The sequence below is a fragment of the Kitasatospora sp. NPDC054768 genome (assembly GCF_053612025.1).
Genome location: NZ_JBSHBN010000177.1, coordinates 1 through 18777, shown reverse-complemented (window position 1 = coordinate 18777; position 18777 = coordinate 1). Strand labels below are relative to the sequence as shown.

The following is an 18777-nucleotide window of genomic DNA, read 5'->3' as shown; positions in this document are numbered from 1 at the left end:
CGGGGGGGCGCCGTCGGCGGCGGCCGACGACTGATCAGCCGCGGTGCGCCGGCCGAAGGTCGAGCAGGTCCCGCGCCAGGACCGGCAGGAACGCCTCCGGGGCGTCGTGCGGGAAGAAGTGCCCGCCGTCGAAGAGGCGGACGGTGGTGCCGGCGGTGGAGTGCGGTCCCCAGGCCCGGAGCTCGTCCTCGGTCGTGGAGGCGTCCGAGCGGCCGCCGTAGACGGTGATCGGGCAGTCCAGCGGCGGGCCGGGCCGGTGCACATGGGTCTCGGCCACCGCGAAGTCGGCCCGCAGGGTGGGCAGCATGACGTTCAGCAGCGGGTTGCCGGCCCGGGCCTCGGCGCCGTGCCCGTTCAACGCTCCGATCCGCTCGAAGAGTTCGGGCGCGGGCGCGTCGTGCACCGGGGTCGCCCGGCGCGGGAGCTGCGGCGCCGGCAGGCCGGCCACCAGGAGCCGCCGCGGTTCGGGCAGGCCGAGCCGGTGCAGGGCCCGGCAGACCTCGAAGGCGATGCCCGCGCCCATGCTGTGGCCGAACCAGGCGTGCGGCCCGTCGAGCAGCGGGGCGACGTCGCGCAGCAGCGGCGGCAGCAGGTCGCCGAGCCGGTCGTGGGGGCGCTCCCGGAAGCGGGACTCGCGCCCCGGCAGCCGGATCGGCACGACCTCGATCTCCGGTCCCAGGTGCGGGGCCCAGGAGCGGAAGGCGGCCGCGCCGCCGCCCGCGTGCGGCAGGCAGAAGAGCCGGAGCCGGGCCGGGGGCCGTCCCCGGCGGCGCACGGCCCACTCCCCGGCCCGGGGGGCGGCCGGGATCCCGGTCAGTCCATCCATCGGGCCACCCTTTCGGCGAGTGCGAGGCAGGTCAGGTTGGGCGGGGCGCTGGGCATCACCGGGAGCACCGAGGCGTCGACGACGTACAGTCCCTCGGCGCCGTGCACCCGGCAGCGCTGGTCCACCACCGCCTCCGGGTCGTCGGCCGGCCCCATCCGGGCGGTGCCGACGGCGTGCCAGCTCGGCGAGACGAACCTGGTCACGGCGCCGCGCAGCAGCCGGTCCTCCCGGACCATCCGGTCGGTCCAGACCAGCACCCGCTCCAGCAGCCCCGCCATCGGCGTCGACCGCAGCAGCTCCCAGGCCTGCCGGACGGCGGCCATCAGCAGTTCGACGTCGGCCGGGTCGGTCGCCAGGCCGAGCAGGATCTCCGGCGGGGTGGCGGCGTCCGCGTCCCGGATCGTCACCGAGCCGCGGGAGGCGGGCCGCAGCACCATGGCGGACAGCCCGACGGCCAGTTCGGCGCGGAGCATGCCGGCGATCAGCGGGTTCGCCGCGACGGGCACCGCGTCCAGCAGGAACAGCCCCAGGTCCGCCGCGGCGCCGGCCGGGTCGGCGGCGCAGCGGGCGGTGACCTGGTGCCAGCTGTCGCCGGCCCGGCAGACCCCGGCGCGGGGCTCGGACCAGAGCACGACCGCCGGGTGGTCGACGAGGTTGCGTCCCACGCCGGGCAGGTCCAGTGCGGGGGTGATGCCCAGGGCGGCCAGCAGCCGCGGGTCGCCGATGCCCGAACGCTGGAGCACCGCCGGGGTGTTGACCGCCCCGGCGGCCAGGGTCACCCGGCCGGCCGCCACCTGCCGGAGCCGTCCGTCGCGGCGCACCTCGACCCCGGTGGCCCGGTTCCGCGCGTCCAGCAGGACCCGGGTCACCGTGCTGCCGGTCCACAGGGTCGGGCCGTCGCCCCGCTCCCGGGCAGGGCGCAGGTGGCTCTCGGCCGTCGAGATCCGGCGCTCGTCGACGGCGTTGGCGGGCGTGACGCCGGCGCCGAGCGCGGCGCCGGAGTTGAGGTCCGCCAGGACGGGCACGCCGAGCCGGGCGCAGCCGTTCAGGAAGGCCCGGGCCGTGGTGGCGAGCGCGTCCTCGCCGGTCCGGCGGATCGGTACCGGTCCCCGCGTGCCGTGCGCCGGCCCCTCGGCGTCGTGGTCCGTCTCCAGGGCGACCAGGTACGGCAGCATCCGTTCCCAGGTCCACTCCGGGTTGCCGGCGGCCGCCCAGGCGTCGAGGTCCGCGGGCAGCGGGCGCAGCGCGAGCGCGCCGTTGACGGCGGAGGAGCCGCCGACCACCTTGCCGACCCCGTACGGGAACCCGCGCCTGGCGCCCTCGGACGCCTTGGCGGTGAAGTCCCAGTTGCGGCCGGTCAGGACGGGCACCCCGGCCCGCTCGTCGGACGCGCCGTCGCCGTCCGGGAGTTCCCCGGCCTCGATCAGCAGCACCCGGCGCCCGGGCCGTCGCGACAGGCGTGCGGCGAGCACCGCCCCCGCCGAGCCCGCGCCGACGACCACGTCGTCCCAGTACGGGATCCCGCTCTCCGTGCTCACCTGCTCACGCCCCCCGCCGGTCCTTGACCAGGGCGGCCAGTCCGGCCACCGTGGGGTTCTCGAAGAGCAGTTGGAGGCCTTCCTCGGTGTCGCCCTCCCACTGGAACGCCTCCCGCACCTTGGTGAGGATGTGCACGGCGTGCAGGGAGTCGCCGCCGAGTTCGAAGAAGTTGTCCTCGACCCCGAAGCCGTCCAACTCCATGACCTCGGCCCAGATCGCGAGCACGGCCGCCTCGAACTCGTCGCGGGGGGCGACGAGTTCCTGCTCGTCCAGTTCGCTCCACGGCGCCGGCAGCGCGGCGGCGTCGACCTTCCCGTTGGCGCTCAGCGGGATCGCGTCGACGAGCAGGCAGTGCTTGGGGACCATGTAGTCGGGGAGGCGCTCGGCCAGCTCCGCCAGCAGTACGGCCGGGTCCGGGCGCACCGGGCCGCCGGGTGCCGCGGCCCCGGGGTCGCAGCCGGGTCCGGCCGGGACGGCGTAGGCCACGAGCTGGCGGCGGCCGGTGGCGGGGTTGGTGTCGACCCGGGCGATCGCCCGGCCGACGCCCGGGAGCCGTTCCAGGGTGGCGGCGATCTCGCCGAGTTCCACCCGGTAGCCGTTGAGCTTCACCTGGAAGTCCCGTCGGCCGAGGAACTCGATGTCCCCGCCGGGCAGGTAGCGGCCCAGGTCCCCGGTGCGGTAGAGCGTCTCGCCGGTCTCCGGGTGGCGCACGAAGCGCTCCGCGGTGCGCTGCGGGTCCGCCCAGTAGCCCTTCGCCACGCCGGTGCCGCCGATCCAGATCTCCCCGGTGGCCCAGAGCGGGCGGTCCCGGAACCGGTCGTCGAGGACGTGCAGGGTCTGGTTGGCCAGCGGCTTGCCGTAGGGGATCCTGGCCCACTCGGCCGGAACCTCCCCGATCGGGTAGTGCACCGACCAGATGGAGGCCTCGGTCGCCCCGCCCAGGCTGACCACCTCGGCGCGCGGGTGCCGGGCGCGGACGGCGTCGGGCAGCGCCACCGGGATCCAGTCGCCGCTGAGCAGCACGAGCCGCAGGTCGCCGGCCCGCTCGTCGGACAGGCGGGCCGAGGAGTCCGCCCACAGCTGCATCAGGGCGGGCACCGAGTTCCACACCGTGACGCCGTGGCGCTCGGCCAGCTCGGCCCAGTGCAGCGGGTCGTGCGAGCGCTCGGGGCTCGGCACGACGACGGTGCCGCCGGCCGCGAGGGTGCCGAAGACGTCGTAGACGGACAGGTCGAAGGTCAGCGCCGAGAGGGCGAGCACCCGGTCGGCCGGTCCGACCGAGAAGCGGCGGTTGATGTCCCGAACGGTGTTGACGGCCCCCCGGTGGTCGATCATCACGCCCTTGGGGACGCCGGTGGAGCCGGAGGTGAAGATCACGTAGGCGAGGTCCTCCGGGGCCGGCGCGGTCGGCGGCTCGGTGGCCGGCTGTGCCAGCGTCTCCTCGTCGTCCAGGGTCACCAGGACCGTCCCGGCGGGCCACTCCAGCTCGTCCCGGTAGCGGGTCGAGGTGACCACCAGGGCGGCCCGGCCGGACTCCAGCAGCTGCCGGCGGCGCGCCGCGGGCCACTGCGGATCGATCGGCAGGTAGGCCGCGCCGGAGGCCGTCACCCCGAGGACCGCCGGGATCTGCTCCGGGCCCCTGTCCAGCACCACGCCGACCAGCTCGCCGCGGGAGGCGCCGAGGCCGGCGAGCCGGTGACCGAGCCGGTGCGCCGAGGCCAGCACGTCGCCGTAGGCGAGCGCGCCGCCCTCGGAGACGACGGCCGTGGCGTCCGGGGTGCGCCGCGCCTGGTCGGCCACGAGGCTCAGCAGCGTCCCGCCGGGCAGGTCGAGGGCGGTGGCGTTGACCCGCTCGCGCTCCTCCAGCTGCGCGGCCGGGGCCCCGACCGTGGGGGCCAGGTCGTCCCAGAGGGCCGGATCGTCGCTCAGCCGGCCGAGCAGGGTCCGGAAGGCGGCGAACATGTCGTCGAGCAGGCCGTCGGGGAACAGCGCCTCCACCGCGTCCCAGTTGAAGACCAGTTCGCCGTTCTCCTCCAGCACCTGGTGGTCGAGCCAGACCTGCGGGGTCTGGCTCACCCCGTGGCGGTAGTCGCCGAAGAACGCCATGCCGTCCATCGTGTCGGCGTCGCCCGAGAAGCCGAGGGCGCTGGTGAAGACGATCGGCATGCCGGCGCCGAGGCCGCTGCCGAGCCGGCGGGCCCGCTCGCGCAGCACGCGCACGCCGCTGTACGCCAGGTGCTCCAGGTCCCGCATCAGCTGCTGCTGGAAGCCGGCGGTGCGCCGGGCGAAGCTCTCGTCCTGGCCGCCGCTGATCCGCAGCAGGGTCAGCGAGGTGAAGTCGCCGATGATCCCGCCGATCTGCGGGTGCGCCTCGGCGGGCCGGTTGAACAGGGTCAGGTTGAGGGTGAAGTCGCCCTGCGACGTCCACTGGCGCAGCACGTCGGCGAAGGCCGCCAGCAGGACCGACGAGGGGGTCAGGCCGCGCTCCCTGGCGGTCTTCTTGACCAGCTCCCACTGCTCGCGGGGCAGCGAGGCCCGGCGGCGGGTGAAGACGGTCCGCTCGGCCGAGCCGGGCTGGATCGCCAGCGGCAGGTCCGGGGCCGGGGGCAGTTCGTCGAGGCGGTCCAGCCAGTACTTCTCGGCGGCCCGGTACCGGGCGCCGCCGCGCTTCTCCTCCTCGGCGAGGACGAAGTCCCGGTAGCCGATCGCGAACGGCTCCGGCGCCCACTGCTCGTCCTCGTAGTGGCGCTGCCAGTCGCGGAAGAACAGGTCGAAGCTGTAGGCGTCCATGATCAGCAGGTCGAGGCTGACGTGCAGGCGCAGCCCCTCGCGGTGCCGGGTGGCGCGGATGTCGAACAGCGGCCAGGTGTCGGGGGCGAGGACCTGGTGGTCCAGTTCGGCCCGCAGCGAGCGCAGGTGCTCCTCGAAGGCGTCCTCGGTGGCGTCCGCCCGGTCGTAGTGGCGGATCTCGTAGTCCGGGACCTCGGGCAGCACCCGCTGGCGGCCGTCCGGGCCGATCACCGCGCGCAGCATGTCGTGCCGGGCGACGACCTTGCGCAGGCTGCGCTCCAGACGGTCCACCTCCAGGCCGTCGCGGTCGAGCTCGAAGTAGAAGTGGGTGGCCACCCCGCCCAGTTCGAGCGCCCGGTTGTGGCCGATCCAGTAGGCGTGCTGGATGTCGGTGAGCGGGAACGGCTCGTGCCGCTGGTCGGGCCGCGCGGTGAGCGGCGCCGGGCCGGCGCCCTGCCCGGCCGCGCGGAGCAGGTCGATCAGCTCGCCGCGCCGGGCCCGGAGTTCGTCGCGGATCCGGGCGGTGACCGCGCCGGGCGGCGCGATCACTTCGAGGCTGTCGCCGGAGAGCCTCAGCTTGATGCCCAGGTGCTGGAGCTCCGAGATCAGGTCGTGGTCCATCGCGGGTCGTCCCCCTGGGGTCAGTGCTGAGCCGGACACGTGGTCATGAGTGCGGCGACGGCCGCGACGTGGGTGCCGGTGAGCAGGGTGTGGTGGGTGCCGTCGGTCCGGTCGGCGGTGGTCCGGCCGGTGGTGAGCGGGGCCCAGCCCCACTCGGCGGAGTCCGCGTGGGGGTGGTCGGCGAACTCGCTGACCCTCCCGTGCGCCGCCCGGATCACGGTGGTGTCGGCCGTGATCGTCCCGGTGCGGTAGCGGTGGCAGGCGGTGATGATTCCCCGGAACACCGGCCAGCTGAGGGCCAGGTCGGCGGCGTCCGGGAGGTCGAGCCCCTGTTCGCGGGCCAGCGCCACGGCCCGGGCGAGCCGTTCCGCCGCCGGGGCCGCGGCCACCTCGGCGGCCGCCCCGGGGCGCACGGCCGCCGGGTCGAAGCCGATGTCCAGGTCCTCCAGGAACCAGAGCAGCACGGCCGCCTCGTCCGTCTCCCGGGCCCTGTCCGTCTCCCGGGCCCCGTCCGTCTCCCGGGCCCCGGGGGCAGCGGCCCGCTCGGGGGCCGGGGAGTCGATCACCACGAAGCGCTCCACCGTCTCGCCCCGCTGCTCCAGCAGCCGGACCAGTTCGAAGGCGATCACCGATCCGGAGGACCAGCCGGCCACCCGGTACGGCCCGTGCGGACGGACGGCGAGCAGCGCCCGCGCGTAGCACTCGGCCAGCTCCTCCACCGTGTCCAGCGGATCCCGGCCCACGCCCGGGCCGGGCGCCTGGAAGGCGTGGGCGGGGCCGTCGAGCAGTTCCGCCAGGCCCCGGTAGCAGAGCACGTTCCCGCCCGCCGGGTGCACGAGCAGCCACGGCGTTCCGTCGCCGGTGGCGTCGAGCGCCACCAGCGGGGACCACTCCTCCTGCCCGGCCTCCAGGAGGGCGGCGAGCTCGGCGACCGTCCGGTGCTCCAGCAGCGCCCCGAGCGGGGCGCGCAGCCCGAGCCGCTGGCCGACCAGGCCGATGACGCGCAGCGCCGCGAAGGACTGCCCGCCGAGCTCGAAGAAGTCGTCGTGGACACCGACCGGCTCGATGCCGAGGACCGACTCCCAGATCTCCACGAGGACCTTCTCGGTCTCCGTCCGGGGGGCGGTGTACGTCCGGCCCTGTGCGTCGCAGGCCGGGCCCATGGCCTCCAGCGCGCGGCGGTCCAGCTTGCCGTTGGCGGTGAGCGGCAGGTCGTCGAGCACGACGACGAAGCTCGGCACGAGGTGGCCGGGCAGCCGTTCGGCCAGGAAGCCGCGCAGTTCCTCGGGTTCCGGACGCGGTGCGCCCCGCTCGGCCACGGCGTAGCCGGCGAGCTGGCGTCCCGAGCCGGCGGTGCGGGCGACGACGACGGCGTTCCGTACGGCCGGGTGCCGGGCCAGGGCGTGTTCGATCTCGCCCGGTTCCACCCGGAAGCCCTGGATCTTGACCTGGAAGTCGGCGCGGCCCAGGAACTCGATGTCGCCGTCGGGGCGGTAGCGGCCGAGGTCGCCGGTGCGGTAGAGCCGCTCGCCGGTGGCCGGGTCGGTGACGAAGGAGGCGGCCGTCCGGGCGGGGTCGTCGAGGTAGCCGAGCGCGACTCCGGTGCCGCCGATGTACAGGTCGCCGGTGACCCAGTCGGGGGCGTCGCGGCCGGTCCGGTCCAGCACCCGCCAGGTCTGGTTGCCCAGGGGGCGGCCGTAGGGGATGCTCGCCCAGTTCGGGTCCACCCGGTCGATCGGGTGGTGGATGGACCAGATCGACGCCTCGGTGGCGCCGCCGAGGCTGACCACACGCGCCCCGGGCGCGATCCGCCGGATCAGCGCCGGGAGCCGGACGGGGATCCAGTCGCCGCTGAGCAGGACCACGCGCAGCGCGGGGAAGGTCAGCCCGGCCTGCTCGGCGGCCTCGGCGAACAGCTGCATGATCGCCGGCACCGAGTTCCAGACCGTGACGCCGTGCTCGCGCACCAGGTCGGCCCACTGCCCCGGGTCGGCCGACCCGGGCGGCGGCAGCAGCAGGGTCGCGCCGGCCTCGGCGGTGCCGAAGACGTCGTAGACGGACAGGTCGAAGCAGAGCGAGGACACCCCGAGGACCACGTCGCCGGGCCCGATGCCGAACCGGCGGTTGATGTCGACCACGGTGTTCAGCGGCCCGCGGTGGTCGAGCACCGCGCCCTTGGGCCTGCCGCTCGACCCCGAGGTGTAGATGACGTACGCGGTGTCGCCCGCATCGCCCGCCCGGGCCGGCGCGGGACCGGCTTCGGCGGCGGGCTCCCCCGCCGTCAGCACCGGGCAGGCGGCGACGGCGGCGATCGATTCCCGTTCCCCGGCCGAGGTGACGACGGCCGCCGCGGGGGTGTCGGCGAGCAGTTCGCCCACGCGTTCCCGCGGCCAGGCGGGGTCGATGGGCACGTAGGCGGCGCCGGCCGCGAGCACGCCGTACACGGCGGCGATCTGCTCGTCGCCCTTCGGCAGGACGACGGCGACCTTGTCCCCGGGGCGCACCCCGGCCGCGGCCAGCCGGGCGGCCAGCTCCTGGGCGCGGGCGTGCAGTCGCCGGTAGTCCACGGCGCCGTCCGCGGTCAGCACGGCCGCGGTGTCGGGCCGCTGCGCGGCCTGCCGGGCGAGCGCGCGGTCGAGCAGGCCCGTGGGCACGGGGCCGGCCGTGTCGTTGACGGCGGCCCGGCGCTCGCGCTGGGCGGCCGGCAGCAGGTCGAAGGAGCGGCGCTCCCAGGCGGCCGGGTCGTCGGCGAGCAGCAGGAGCAGGTCGCGGTAGGCGGCGTGCATGGCGTCGATCAGCCCGGCGGGGAACATCGCCTCGATGAGGTCCCAGACCACCCACAGGCCGCCGTCGCTCTGCTCCCAGAACTGGTTGTCGAGCAGCACCTGGGGCGTCTCCAGGTGGCTGAAGACCGGCTGGTCCAGGTGCCCCATGAACAGGCCGCTGCCGACCACGAACGGGCAGGCCGCCCGGCCCGGGGTGCGGCGCACCTGGTTGAGGGTCTGGAGCACCTTCACCCCGCTCCAGTAGGTGTGCTCCATGTCGGTCATGACCCGGGTCTGCAGCCGCCGCGCCCGGTCGTGGAACGGCTCGTCGTGCCGCCAGTCCACCTCCAGCGGGTAGAGCGAGGCGAAGTTGCCGACCACCTCGGTGATCTGGGGGTGGATCGGCAGCCGGTGGGTCATCATGTTGTTGAGCAGGAAGTGCCGCGAGCCGCTCCAGTGCGCCACCGTCTCGGCGTAGACCGCGTACACCGCGTTGGTGGGGGTGACGCCGTGGTCCGTGGCGCGCCGCTTGAAGCGGGCCCACTGCTCGGCGTCCAGGGTGAACTCGCGCCGGGTCAGCCGGGCCCGGGTCCGGGTGTCCGCGCCGCTCACCAGCGGCAGGTTCGGCGCCTCGGGCCAGTCGGCCATCCGGTCGCACCAGTACGCCCGGGAGGCCTCGCCGCGCTCCGACTCCTCCAGCGCGGCCAGCGCCAGCACGCAGTCGCGGTAGCCCAGTTCGAGGTCGTCCAGGGCCTCGGACGGGTCGTGGTAGGCACGCAGCACGCTGTCCAGGAAACGGCCGGTGCCCGGGCCGTCGCTGAAGAAGTTGTTGTTGTTGTAGTGCAGCCGGGCCCGGCCGTCGCCGTAGCGGGTGATCCGCACGTCCATCCAGGGCCAGGTGTCCAGCGGGAGTTCGGCCGCCTGCATCTCGTCGCGGGTCCGCTCGACGGCGGTCATCGCCTCGGCCTCGCCGGCCTGCCGCAGGTCCGCCACCCGCACCCGTACGGGCGCCGGGTCGCGGACGGTCTCCAGTTGGAGGTCCTCCCGCACCACCACCAGGCTGCCGCGCTGGCGGTGCAGCATCCGGTTGAGCGCGGCCTCGAAGCGCTCCGGGTCGAGCTCCGCGAAGTCGAACTCCATGTACTGGTGCGGCCGGACGTGGTACTCGAACTGGGCGGTGCTGCCGACCAGGAAGGACATCTGCAGGTCGGACGGGGGGAACGGTTCGTGGCGCCGCTCGGGGTCGGGTACCGCCCGCGGCAGCGCGCCGGCCCGCCGGGCGGTGTCTCCCTGCTTCAGGAGCGCGATCAACTCGGCCTTGTTCTCGGCGAGTTCGTGCCGGATGTGGTCGGGAAGCGAGCCGGCGGCGGCGCGCACCTCGATGCGGTCGCCGTCGACCAGCCGCAGCCGGACGCCGTGCTGGGCGAGCCGGCCGAGCAGCTCGGCCGGGTCGCCGTGCCGTCCGTGTGCTGTCATTCCGGGAACTCCTGTTCGGGCGGTCGGGGGCGCGGGCCCTGGCGGGCCGGGCCCCGCGGGGAGGCTGGGCGAAGTCGGGTGGTGGGGAACGGGGCGCGACGGCGCCCGGTGGTGCGGGGGCGGGGCCGCCGGGGCGGCCCGCGGTCCTCGGAGACCGCGGGACGTCCCGGGGCGGCCGACGGCACGGCCCGCGGGCGGGTCAGAAGGTGAGGACCTCGACGTCCCCGGCCTCGTCGGCCCCGCCGTCGTCGGCGGCGACCAGGCTCCGGAGCGTGATCTGCCGCAGGATCAGGTCGACCACGTCGGCGACGGTGTTGCCGCCGAACACGAAGGAGGGCGGGACGTCCGCGGAGAAGTCCGCCAGCAGCCGGTTGCGCAGCCGGACCGCGGTCAGCGAGTCCAGACCCAGCTCGTTCAGCCGCCGGTGTCCGAAGGTCGGGCGCAGCTCGTCCCGCTGGCGCGCCGTGAGGCCCAGCAGCTCGCCGGCGGCGGCCAGCAGTTCCTCGGTGACGGCGGCCCGCCCGGCCCGCGGGTCGCGCAGGGCGAGTTCGACCGCCTGCTCGGCGGTGCGGTGCCCGGCCGGCTCCGCCGGCGCCTGCGGCGACCGCCCGTCGAGGGACGGCTCCGCGGCCCGCGCCGGGGCCAGGCCGCTCAGCAGGGTGTACGGCGGCCGCCGGTCGTCGGCGGCCGTGAACGCGGCCCAGTCGACCGCCGCCAGGCCCACCACCGGCAGGTCGCCGCCCAGCACGCGCCCGAAGGCCGTCAGGGCCTCGTCGGTGCCGATCCCGGTGATGCCGGCGCGGGCGAGCCGGGCGAGCAGCTCCGGGCGGGCGGCCAGGCCGGCCTCGGCCCACGGGCCCCAGTTGATGCTGAGGGCCGGCTGCCCGTCGTGGCACCGCTGTTCGGCGAGAGTGTCCAGGAAGGCGTTGGCGGCGGCGTAGTTGGCCTGGCCGGCCGATCCGGTCAGCGAGGCGAGCGAGGAGTAGAGCACCAGGAAGTCGAGCCCGGCGTCGGCGGTCAGGGTGTGCAGGTGCTGCGCGCCCCGGACCTTCGGCCGCAGGACCGCGGCGAAGCGGCCGCGGTCGAGGTCGACCAGCGGGGCGTCGTCGGTGGTCCCGGCGGCGTGGACGACGCCGCGCAGCGGGGGCAGCTCCCGGCCGATCCGCCCGAACAGGCCGGTCATCGCCGGCAGGTCGGCCACGTCGGCGGGCCAGAGCTCGACCCGCACACCGCCGGCCCGCAGCTCCGCGACCTCCCGCGGGGGTTCGGCCGGCACGGAACGGCCCGTCAGCACCAGGCAGCGCGCACCCAGGTCGGCGAGCCGACGGGCGGTGGCCAGGCCCAGCGCGCCGAGCCCGCCGGTGACCAGGTAGCTGCCGTCCGCCCGGACGGGTGCCGTCGGCGAGCCGCCGAGCGCGGCCTCCCGCAGCCGGGCGGCGTACCAGCGGCCGTCCCGCACCGCCAGGTGGCCGCGCCCCGCGAGGCCGGCGACCCGCGCCAGCAGTCCGGCCAGCGTCGGCGGGGTCCGGCGCGGTTCGAGGTCCACCTGGACGCACGTGAGGTCGGGGTACTCGGCGACGACCGCCTTGGCCAGTCCGGTCAGCGGCGCCTGGCCGGCGTCCGGGCGGGTCGGCGCCTGCGGCACCCGCACCGCGCCGGTCGAGCAGACGACCAGGTCGGGCCGGTCCGCGCCGAACTCCCGCAGGAACCCGCGCAGGATCGCGAAGGCCGTGCCGGCGAGCACGACGGCGTCGTCCCCGGCGCTCTGGAGGACCAGTCCGGCGACCCCGTCCACCCGGCCGCGGGCCTCGGCGAACAACCGGGCCACCGCCTCGTCCGAGGCGTCCGGGGCGACCAGCAGACCCAGGGCCGGGACGGCCGCCTCGGCGCACCAGCCGTCCACCAGCGACGCGTCCGTCCCGCAGACCAGCCAGGTGCCCGGCCGGCCGGCGGTACCCGCCTCCGGCGCCGGCACCCAGTCGGTGCGGTAGCCCCGCACCGCGGCCCCGGCCGCCGCTCCAACCGCCGCTCCGGCCGCCGCCGCGATCCGCTCCGGCGCGACCGGCCGCAGCCGCAGCGCCTCGACGGTGGCCAGCCGTTCGCCGTCCTCGGACACCAGCTCCAGGTCGAAGGAGCGTTCGCCGTCGGCGCCGGTTCCGGCGTCCCGGGCCACGCACCACAGCCGCGAGGGCAGCGGACGGTGGACGGTGATCCGGTCGATGCCCACCGGCAGGAGCAGCTCCCCGGTGTCGCCGAGGAACGCGGCGGTCGTGTGGAAGCACGCGTCGAGCAGGACGGGGTGCGCCCGGTACGCCGCCCGGTCCTCGGCCGGGAGGTCCGCCTCCACCAGGCCGACGGCCTCCTTCTCGCCCGCCCACAGCGCCCGGAGGGCGCGGAAGGCCGGGCCGTACTGGAGGCCCCGGGCGCGCAGCGTCCCGTACAGGGCGTCGACGTCCCGCTCGGCCAGGGCGGCCCGCAGGAGGCCGGGGTCGACCCGGGTGTCCGGGGCCGGCCCGGCGGGCCGGGCGGCCTCCACCGTGACGTGCCCCGTCCAGGCGGCCGCCCCGGACACCCGCGCGAAGCCGCGGACCCGGTGACCGTCCGGCAGGGGCTCGACGACCGCCTGGGCGGTGACGGGCGCGTCCTGCGGCAGGGCGAGGAAGGCGGTGAAGGACACGCCCTGCAGCGTCCGGGGCCCGTCACCGGCGACCTCGCGGACGGCCGCGTCGGCCCACTCCGTCATCGCGGCGGCGGGCAGCACCGGCCGCCCGGCCACCCGGTGCTCGTCGAGGTACCACGGCTGCCCGGCGGTCAGCGTGCGGGAGAACCAGTGGCTCCCGGCACCGGCCAGCTCGACCGGCGCGCCGAGCAGCGGGTGCCGTCCGTCGCCGCCGTCGGTGAACCAGTGCCGGGTCGGGGCGAGCGGGTGGCCCGGCAGCGGGACCGGCAGCGGCGGCCGGCCGTGCTCCCCGTCCCGGTCCCGCAGGACCCCGGCCCAGTCGACCCGTCCGCCCCGGACGTACCACTCGGCCAGCCCGCGCCGGAAGCGGCGGTCGTCGGTGTCGTCCCGGTGCAGGGTCGGCAGGCCGACGGCGTCGGTGAGCACGGCCTCGACGAGCGGACCGAGCACCGGGTGCGGCCCGCACTCGACGACGGTGGTGCAGCCGAGCGCGGCCAGGGCGGCCAGGCAGTCGCCGAACCGCACCGGTTCGAGCGCGTGCCGGGCGTAGTAGGCGGCCGAGAACTCCCGCTCGACGGCGCCGGTCAGGTTCGCCACCACGGGGATCCGGGGGGTGCGGAAGTCGACCGTCGCGGCGATCCGCTCGAACCGCGCGACCGGCCCCTCCATCAGCGGCGAGTGGAACGCCCGGGTGCCGTGCAGCCGGGTGACCTTCGCGCCCCGCCGCTCCCAGTCGGCCGCCAGGTCGGCGGCCGCCCGCTCCGCGCCCGAGACCACCACGTCCTCGGGCCCGTTGAGGGCCGCGAGCACCACCGAACGGTCCTCGGGAAGGTCCGCGCACAGCTGCGCGACCAGCTCGCGGCCGGCGTGGACCGCGTACATCGACCCGGCCTCCGCCAGCTCCTGCATCAGGCCGGCGCGGGCGACCACCAGCCGGACGGCGTCGGGCAGGCTCAGCACGCCGGCGACGCAGGCCGCCACGTACTCGCCGAGGCTGTGCCCGGCCACGGCGTCGGGCCGCACCCCGCAGGCGCGCCACAGCTCGGCCAGCGCGTAGTCCACGGCGAACAGGGCCGGCTGGGCGAACTCGGTCCGTTCCAGGTCCAGCCGCGGGCCCGGGGCGTCGCACAGCGTCGGCAGCAGGGAGACGCCGATCTCCGCGCGCACCAGCGCGTCGACCTCGTCGAGCGCCGTGCGGAAGGCCGCGTGCCCGAAGTACAGCGCCCTGGCCATCCCGGGGTACTGCGCGCCCTGGCCGGTGAACACGAAGGCCACCGGCCCGGGACCGCCGCCGTGCGCGACGCCGTGCACCACCGCGGGGGACGGCAGGCCGTCGCGGTACGCCTCCAGGGCCTCCGCGGCCTCCCGGTTCGACCGGGCCAGCACGGCGAGCCGGTGGTCGTGGTGCTGGCGCCGGGCGCCCGCCGTGTGGACCAGCGCGCTCCACGCCGGGGCGGCGCCGCTCTCCCCCGCCAGCACCCCGGCGTAGTCGGCGGCCAGCCGGCGCAGGGCGGGCCCGCTCTTCGCCGAGACCGGGAGGAAGGACCACTCGCCGCCCTCCGCGGCCTCCACCCGGGCCCGCCGGGCCGGCGCGCCGGAGAGGATCACATGGGCGTTGGTGCCGCCGAAGCCGAAGGAGCTGACCGCCGCCGCCCGGGCGGGGCCCTCGGGCCACTCCGTCGTCGAGCGCGGGATCCGCAGCCGGGAACCGTCCAGCCCGATCAGCGGGTTGACCGTGTCGACGTGCAGGGAGGCCGGGATCCGCCGGTGCTCCAGGCAGAGCACCGCCTTGATCAGGCCGGCCATGCCCGCCGCGGCCTCCAGGTGGCCGATGTTGCTCTTCACCGAGCCGACGTGGAGGTCCGGGCCGGCCGACTCCCCGTACACGGCGCGCAGCGCGCCCATCTCGATCGGGTCGCCGAGCCGGGTGCCGGTGCCGTGGGCCTCGACGTACCCGACCTCCTCCGCGGTCCGGCGGGCGGACCGCAGGGCCGCCCGCAGCACGGCCTCCTGGGACGGTCCGTTCGGCGCGGTCAGCGTGCTGCTGCGCCCGTCGGAGGAGACGGCCGAACCCTCGACCAGGGCGCGGATCCGGTCGTCGGCGGCGACCGCGTCGGACGCCCGCCGGAGCACCACGACACCGCAGCCCTCGCCGCGCACGTAGCCGTCCGCCGCCGCGTCGAAGGTCTTGCACCGGCCGTCCGGCGCGAGCATGCCCGCCTCGGTGAAGACCGTGGTCGGCCCCGGGTCCAGGAGCAGGTTGACGCCGGCCACGACGGCGAGGTCGCACTCGCCGAGCCGCAGGCTGGTGCACGCCTGGTGGAGGGCCACCAGGGAGGACGAGCAGGCCGTGTCCACCACCTGGCTGGGGCCGCGCAGGTCCCACAGGTAGGAGATCCGGTTGGCCGCGATGCTCGACGCGTTGCCGGTCCCGTCGTGGGCCGTGACCGGGACGCCGGCCCGGGCCTGGAGCCGGCCGTAGTCGTTGGTGCTGATTCCGACGAAGACGCCCGTACGGCCCCCGGCCAGCGCCTGCGGGTCCGCCCCGGCGTCCTCCAGGGCCTGCCACACCGTGGTCAGCAGCAGCCGCTGCTGCGGGTCCGTCCGGCGGGCCTCGTCGCGGGAGACACCGAAGAAGGCCGCGTCGAACTCCTCGGCCCCGTCGACGAATCCGCCCCGGCCCGGCTCCCCGTGCTCCAGCCGGTAGCCGAGCAGACGGCGGTGCGCCGGGACCTCGGTCACCGCGTCCCGGCCGTCCAGCAGCAGCTGCCAGAACGCCTCGACATCCTGGGCACCGGGCATCCGGCAGGCCATGCCGACGACGGCGATCGCCTCGCGGTCGTCGGCCGCCCCGGCGGATCCGGCCCGCTCGGTCCGGTCCGTCCTGTCGGTCCGCTCGGTCTTGTCGGTCTTGTCGGCCTCGTCGGTCGGCCCGGTCCGGTCGCCCGTGAGCGCGGCGGCCAGCGCCGCGACGGTGGGGTGGTTGTAGAGATCCTTGGCGTCGACCGGGGCGCCGAGCCAGGCCCGGAGGTCGGCGGCGAGTCCGGCGATCCCCGCGGAGTCGAGCCCGAAGGAGCCGAAGGGGGCGTCCTGCGGGACCTCCCGGGGGGTGAGCCGGCGCAGACCGGCGATCCGCTCGGTCAGCCAGTCGGCCACGGCCTGCCGGGAGCGCTCCGGCGCGGCGTCCGCGGGGGTGTCGCGGACGGCCGCCACGGAGGAAACGTGGACCGGCTTGAGCCCGTCCTCCAGGAAGAGCCGCTTGCACTCCTGCCGGCGGACCTTGCCGCTCGACGTCAGCGGGAGCTGGGCCGGGCGGATCAGCACCACGGTCCGCGGGTCGAGTCCGTGCTCCTCGACGACGGCGAGCCGGATGCTGCGGACGACCTCGTCGCGGTCGGCGCCGCGGAATCCCTCCCGGGTCAGTTCGCTGACCACGACCAGCTGTTCGACGCCCTCGGCGTCCTCCACCGGGAAGGCGACGCCCTTGTCGCGTTCGAGGGCCGGGTGGGAGTCCGCGACGGTCAGCTCGATGTCGTGCGGGTAGTGGTTGACACCGCGGACCACGATCAGGTCCTTGCGCCGTCCGGTGATGTACGTGTGCGGGCCGAGCCGCCCGCCCAGGTCCCCGGTGCGCAGGTACGGACCGCTGCCGTCGGCCAGACGGGCCCCGAAGGCGGCCTCGGTCGCCTCGGCGTTCCGCCAGTAGCCGGGGCTCACGGTGTCGCCGCTCAGCCAGAGTTCACCGCACTGCCCGTCGGGGACGCGGGTCCGGGTCTCCGGGTCGACGACCAGCAGCCCGGTGTCCGGCAGGACGTCGCCGTTGCTCGGGAGGCGGCGGCTTCCCGGCGCGCCGTCCGCCACGCGCCGCAGCCGTCCGCGCCCCAGCTCCTCGATGTCGAAGGCGGCGAGTCCCAGCGGCTCGTCGCGCCGGCGCACCGTCACGGCGAGCGTGGATTCGGCCATTCCGTAGGCCGGGGTGAAGATGTCGGCGCGACATCGGAACGGCGCGAACTCGGCGGCGAACCGCTCGATCGACTGCGGGCGAATCGGTTCGGCGCCGATCATCAGCGTGCGGAGCGCGGAGAGGTCCAGGCCCTCGCGGTCCTCGGGGCGGATGCGGTCGCAGCACAGGTCGAGCGCGAAGTTGGGGCCGAAGGTCAGCGCGGCCCGGTAGCGGGTGGCCGCGGCGAGCCAGCGCAACGGCTCCTGGACGAAGTCGATCGGCGCCAGCAGCACGTTCGTCGCACCGGCCCGCAGCGGGAACAGCAGGCCGGCCACCAGGCCGAAGTCGTGGAAGAGCGGCAGCCAGGACAGCGACACCTCGTCCGGCCCCAGCTCCAGCCCGTCGGCGAGCATGTCGAGCTGCTGGACGATGTTCCGGTGGGTGACCATCACACCGCGCGGGCGCCCCGTCGAGCCGGAGGTGTACTGGAGGTAGCCGACGTCGTCCGGGCGGAGTTCGGGCTCGCGCCAGTCGTCCGGGTCCGCGGCGGTGAGCTCACTTGTCGTCATCACCGCGCAGGAGGAGGGGAGTTCACCGACCATCGACCGGACCCGGTCCGCCCCCACCACGGCGAGCCGCGGATCGCAGTCGTCGACGATGCCTTCGACCCGGGCCCCCTTGCGGCTCCGGGTCGGCGGGAAGGCGGGCACCGCGATCGCCTGCGCGTAGAGGCAGCCCAGGAAGGCGACGGCGTAGTCGACGCCCTGGGGCAGCAGGATGAGCACGCGCTCGCCGGCCAGGCCGCGGGCCTGGAGCCCCGCGGCGAACGCCCGGGCGCGGCGGTCGTACTCGGCGAACGACAGCCGGTCGAGCTCGCTCTCCCCCTCGGCCAGCATGATGATCGCCGGCTTCTCCGGAAACTCGTCAGCTCGTGCACGAACATCATTGACAATGGACACGGAGAAATCCGGACGAGACTTTGTTGCCACGCTTTATCCCGCTTTCGGAGCAGCCTGAAGTGACACACCTGAAGCCGTGAAGGAAACCACTGGAAACCTGCCGGAACGGCAGTGAAAAGTACTCGGGCAGACAAAAGGAAGGGGAGGCGGCAACGCGCCTTCAACCCTCCGACCCGAGGCGGCCTCAGCAGATGCCGGGCATATCCGTTCGCATGGACAACACCACCCTCGACCACTCCCCCGTTTCGCACTCCGGCCGGCCCGGGCCGCCGCGTGATCCGCCGCCCCACCCTGCCGGAGTCCATTGAATTGATGATCACCGTAATGAGCGGCCAGGGGTGCGTCAAGCATCGTCGGAGTTCCTCACAAGCGAAATGCAAGACCACCCCTTCCCCGACACCTGTGAAGAAAGAGTGCGAAAGGACGGCCAGCGTGCAGAAAACGGGCATTGCCGCCATACGGCCCCGCCGGCCCCCGGGGCCCGGACCCCCGCCGCCCGGCCCGGCCGCGACCGTCGGGTCGGGGTCGCACCGCCCGTACGCTGCACGAATCCAGCCCCACGGCAGCGGATCAGACGCTCCGTCAAGATCAAAGAACCGGCGGATACGGCTGGCGCTCCCTACCGAAGCGATCTATGCTCTGTTTCGGCCGCATGACCGAATGGGCTGCCCGACACGGGGAGGTGGGCACGGGGAGCCCGGTCGAATCGGATCGGCCCACGGGCCCCGCGCGGGGATTCGGCGGGAAGTCCACAGACGCATTCCCGCCCGAGCTCGGGTGCGAGTTCCAGCACTCCGCGACATTCCAGGTCGCCGCACCGACCACCCGCCGGGCCGGGTGGGGGGAACAGTTTGAAACTGTTGGCGTGGACATTGCATGACAATGCGCGATCGCTGAGCCGTCAGAACTTCACAGGAGACGGCCCGTTCGGATTTCCTGCCACCGGCCACGGGGCCGCTTGATCCGGGATTCCCCGGACTCCTCGGGCATCCGCCGAGCCGTGGGCCCCGCCGCACCGGGCGGGCGAGGAACAGCTTTCGACAATGGGGGACGACTGCATGACCGCGACTGACTACGCGTCGCTGGCGGAGAGGGCCGGGCGCGCGTTGGAGGAGGCCTCCGCGCAGGAGGTCCTCGCCTGGGCGGCCGAGACCTTCGGCGGGCGGTTCTGCGTGACC

General features: G+C 75.4%; 5 protein-coding genes. All 5 read right to left on the bottom strand.

The annotated features are described in order from the left end of the window. Positions 1-34: 34 nt before the first annotated feature. Positions 35-826 (bottom strand): thioesterase II family protein, encoded by a 792-nt coding sequence (locus ACWGKU_RS34980; protein WP_401043945.1) that lies wholly within the window; start codon positions 824-826, stop codon positions 35-37. Further along, the gene (locus ACWGKU_RS34975) at positions 814-2364 is read right to left on the bottom strand and encodes a GMC family oxidoreductase (RefSeq protein ID WP_452180431.1); all 1551 of its coding nucleotides are present in this window, start codon (positions 2362-2364) and stop codon (positions 814-816) included. The genes ACWGKU_RS34980 and ACWGKU_RS34975 overlap by 13 nt, the downstream gene beginning before the upstream one ends. A 4-nt stretch (positions 2365-2368) precedes the next feature. Further along, complete coding sequence (locus tag ACWGKU_RS34970) at positions 2369-5776, bottom strand: amino acid adenylation domain-containing protein (protein ID WP_452180432.1); 3408 nt, start codon at positions 5774-5776, stop codon at positions 2369-2371. 20 nt (positions 5777-5796) lie between these two features. Next, positions 5797-10017 carry an amino acid adenylation domain-containing protein gene (locus tag ACWGKU_RS34965; protein ID WP_452180433.1) on the bottom strand — a complete coding sequence of 1407 codons (4221 nt, stop codon included), beginning with the start codon at positions 10015-10017 and terminating at the stop codon, positions 5797-5799. A gap of 199 nt (positions 10018-10216) precedes the next feature. Beyond that, a complete protein-coding gene (locus ACWGKU_RS34960) occupies positions 10217-17599 on the bottom strand; it encodes a type I polyketide synthase (RefSeq protein ID WP_452191703.1) in 7383 nt (2460 codons plus the stop codon). Between the last annotated feature and the right edge of the window lie 1178 nt (positions 17600-18777).